Consider the following 3,952-nt stretch of genomic DNA (forward strand, 5'->3'; position numbering starts at 1 on the left):
TTGCCGCAAAATTCCATGGCATGGACTTCAAGAATGTGAACCTGATCCTTTATGTCAGCGAGTTGATCAACAATGCCCAGCATCGACGCCGGGAACGCAGTTGGTGGGACCGGGTGACAGGGGTGTTTCAATGAGTGTCACCGCGACTGGCGTCAGGCTGTCCTCGACAGACGGAATTTCACTGACAGCCCTGCGTCGGTATTTTTCGGTAATCATCCCGGCCAATCTTATCTGGGAGTTCGCCCATATGCCGCTCTACACGATCTGGAACGAGGGCACCTGGGGTGAGATCGTCTTCGCCGCGGTTCATTGCACGGGTGGCGACATCCTGATTGCCATGAGCGCGCTGGTGCTCGCCTTGATGATGTCGGGCCGAGGCTGGCCCATTGTCGCTTCGACGCGACGCTCGGTTACCGTCCTGACGGTGGTGTTCGGGTTGGGATATACGCTGTTCAGCGAATGGCTCAACATCGTGATCCGCGCGGCCTGGGCCTATTCGGACCTGATGCCGATCATTCCGGTCCTCGATGCGGGGCTGTCGCCCGTGCTGCAATGGATCGTGATCCCGCTGATTGCCTTCTGGTGGGCATCACGGCCCTTTAGCGGACATGGAAACGCATGATGGATATTTCCGGCATCGGCATCTTCGCGGCCTTTCTGGCCGGGGCCATTTCGTTCCTGTCGCCCTGCGTCCTGCCGCTGGTGCCGGGCTATGTCTCCTATATTGCTGGCCAGCCGGATTTGCGAACGAAGCGATCGGTCGGCCTGCGGGCGCGCGCCAACGCACTTGGGCTAAGCGCCTGTTTCGTTTTTGGATTTTCCACGATCTTTGTCGCGTTGGGGGCCGGGGCTAGCGCGCTCGGGTCGCTGCTTCTGACCTGGCGCATCGAGTTGAACTATCTGGGCGGCGCGATCATCATCCTGTTCGGACTGGTCATGCTGGGTGCCTTCCGTCTGGAAGCGTTCTCGCGTGACACCCGCTTCACACTCGACATTCCGGGGGGTCGCCCGCTTGGAGCCTACGTCCTGGGCTTGGCCTTCGCCTTTGGATGGACGCCCTGCATCGGGCCGATCCTCGGCGCAATCCTGACGCTCAGTTCGACATCCGGCGGTATGTCGGACGGCATCTGGCTGTTGTCGATCTATTCCGCAGGGCTGGGCGTGCCGTTCCTGCTGGCCGCGCTGTTCACCGACGCCATCGCCGCACGGGTCAGACAGATCGGCAAAGCCGGTCGCTGGCTCTACAAGGGCGCAGGCGTCGCCATGATCATCATGGGCGTTGCCATCATGACCGGCCAATTGTCCCGGTTTGCCTACTGGCTTCTGGGAACCTTCCCATTCCTGGCTTCAATCGGTTAGTCTTCCTTGGCATTCCTGAGGTGAAGCCAGATCAGTGCTGCCCCGATCACGAGAAAGATCAGGTTGAGGAAGAACGTGTAGTCGATGCTGAACCGGACCATTTCCTGAAGCGAGGGCCGCTCGGTCGGGATCATCCCTACGAGAGCGAACAGGTAATGCACCGTAATTCCCGCAGCGACCATGCACAGGTACAGCAAACCTGAAAGATAGAGCGCATACTGCCAGCCATAATACTTTGCGTGCACCCATATCACCGTGGCAGCAACAAGATCGGCTCCGAGGAAGGCGATCACGCCTCCGAACGACGCATCACGCGACCAGAGCATCGCAGCCAGGGGGACATTGCCCATCGACCCGATGAAGGTGAAGAAGGCCACGACGGGAGCCACCAGCGCGTTTTCAAGAACGATCAGGAAGCCCGGCGCGTCCTGCGCACCACCATCTCCGACCAGGAAGATCGCGTTCCAGAAGCTTTGCGGCACAAAGACGGAAATGAAACCCGCGACCGTGAAGCCGAAGAGGATCTCCTTCCAGACCATCTTCCATTCCATGAAGAAAGCGCGGGCGATCCGGTCCCATCCTTCTCGGGACAGCAGTTTGTCGCGGAACGATCCCGTCATGGTTTCGTCCATGTCCATACCTTCGTCGGACTGGGCCTTTTCCGCATGCTCTTTTGCGTTTTCGACAAGCGGTTTTGGAAACCATATCAGGGTGAGGGCATAGGCGTAGATCGTCATCAGGATGCCAAGCAGGAAATTTGCCACCATGAATTTCCAGCCCAGCAGGACCAGAAGGACGATTCCAAGCTCGACCACCAGATTTGTCGATGAAATCAGGAAGGCGATGGAATTGACCGGATGCGCTCCTTTCACGAGGATCGAACGCGACGCGGCAAGCGCCGCGAAGGAACAGGACGACGACACGAAACCAAAGAACCCGGCAATGCCTGCCTTCCTGGCACCACGATCACCCAGAACACGCGCCATCTGATCCCGTGTCACGAAGATCTGGATGCCTGCGGAGATGATATAGCCGAAGATCAGCGCCCAGAGCGCCTTCCAGAGCATGCCCGCCCCGGTCGTGAATGCTTCGATTATCTGGTCCATTCAGCCTAACCTTTTTTCGCAGTGCTGCCTGACCTGCGCTCCTATCGGGAGAACGAGTCTGAAGGATGTGAAAACGGCACCCGCCTTTCAGCCGATCAGATAGACTCTGATCGGCATCCAAATCCCCATGACCATCATCATCAGATTTTCCGTGAGCGAGACAAAGCCAAGCGGAACATTGCTGTCACCACCGACACAGGCGCATTTCAATTCACGCTTGTCGATATAGACCGCCTTGAAAACCGATACCGCGCCAACAGTGCCGATGAACAAGGCCACCGGTGCCGAAAGCCAGGTCAGCGCCCCGGCGACCATGAGAATACCTGCGAACGCCTCCCCGAACGGATAGATCTTGCCATAACGCACCCACCGACGCGCCAGCAGGTCGTAGTTCAGGAACATGGTCGAGAAGCTCTCGACATCCTGAAGTTTTTGTACCGCCAGAAAGCACATCGAGATCGAAATGAACCATTCCAGCCCGCGCAGGGTGAAAATGGTCTCGAAGCTGTACCACGACAAACCGAGCGCCATCAGGAACGCGACGGCAAAGATCGTGATCACCGGCTGGTAGGATGTGTCCGACCGTTCGTCTTCGGGCGCATCGATGCCGAAATGGACCCGAAGGTCGTCATATCCGCCGATCCGCTCGTCCCCGATCCAGATTTGCGGGGTGGTTTCGACGCCGTGCTCTTCCATGAACGCGTCGGTTTCCTCACGCGTGGTCAAAGGGTGATCCTCGACTTCGAAACCCTTGCGCTCCAGCAGGTCCTTGGATTTGAGCCCATAGGGACAGAGGTGGTCGGGCATCACCATCCGGTAAAGCTTGGCTGTCTGGGTTGTGTCTCTTGGCATGTCATATCCTCCGTTTCAGGGTTCAGGCGTCGCAGCCATAATAGCCGCGATAGCCTGCCCGCAGGCCGGCATCGAGTTCGAGCACGAGGTTGGCGTCCTGCACTTCACCACTGTTTTCCAGCGCCGCAGCCCCGTCCGGCGCACTGAGGCTTACGGACATTCCTTCGGTGCTCAGGGTGCCGGTTGCGTCGGTTGAACCAAGACGCACCAGGTCGCCGCTGATCTTTGCCAGCGCCGCCGGGGCACCGTCGATCTGTCCTGTGGCAAGCACAGGTTTGCTGGTCGTCGTATACTTGAAGGTGCAGATGGCCCCATCCGGGAAAAGCTGCGCGATCTCATCGCCAGTCAGGAATTCCAGATCAAGGATGGCGATTTCGGCGGATGAGAGTGCCTCGTTCAGATCGACGATGCGGGCTGAACCATCCAGACCCTCATCAGCCGCGTCACCATTCGTGTCGATGTCATTCACCAGATACCGCATTTCGGCGATTTCTTTGTCTTGGGCAAAGATGATCTCGTCAGCCAGTTTGCGCACCCGAGGGTCAGAAATGTTGGCGCGGCTCGATGTCATGATCGCGATCGAATGGTGCGGGATCATTGCCCTCATGTAGCTGGTATCGCCCACGGTCACCTGG

At 58.3% G+C, this 3,952-nt stretch carries 5 protein-coding genes; 2 read left to right on the plus strand and 3 right to left on the minus strand.

Features of this window, described 5'->3' with window-relative positions; translation table 11 throughout:
- The first annotated feature begins 130 nt into the window (after positions 1-130).
- Positions 131-622, plus strand: coding sequence for a hypothetical protein (locus tag BFV97_RS17600; protein WP_069301690.1), 492 nt, complete (start codon positions 131-133; stop codon positions 620-622).
- Complete coding sequence (locus tag BFV97_RS17605) at positions 619-1,359, plus strand: cytochrome c biogenesis CcdA family protein (protein WP_069301691.1); 741 nt, start codon at positions 619-621, stop codon at positions 1,357-1,359. Before BFV97_RS17600 ends, BFV97_RS17605 begins: the two co-directional genes overlap by 4 nt.
- Here the strand turns inward: BFV97_RS17605 and BFV97_RS17610 are convergent.
- The 3 genes from BFV97_RS17610 to BFV97_RS17620 form a co-directional block, all read right to left on the minus strand.
- A complete protein-coding gene (locus BFV97_RS17610) occupies positions 1,356-2,465 on the minus strand; it encodes a permease (RefSeq protein WP_069301692.1) in 1,110 nt (369 codons plus the stop codon). The genes BFV97_RS17605 and BFV97_RS17610 overlap by 4 nt on opposite strands.
- A gap of 87 nt (positions 2,466-2,552) precedes the next feature.
- Positions 2,553-3,317, minus strand: a complete 765-nt coding sequence (locus BFV97_RS17615; RefSeq protein ID WP_172827937.1) for a MauE/DoxX family redox-associated membrane protein — start codon at positions 3,315-3,317, stop codon at positions 2,553-2,555.
- A gap of 22 nt (positions 3,318-3,339) precedes the next feature.
- Positions 3,340-3,952: DUF305 domain-containing protein (locus tag BFV97_RS17620; RefSeq protein WP_069301693.1), on the minus strand; the 613-nt coding region annotated here is incomplete at its 5' end.

The organism is Neptunicoccus sediminis (assembly GCF_001719615.1).
GTDB classification, from domain to species: domain Bacteria; phylum Pseudomonadota; class Alphaproteobacteria; order Rhodobacterales; family Rhodobacteraceae; genus Amylibacter; species Amylibacter sediminis.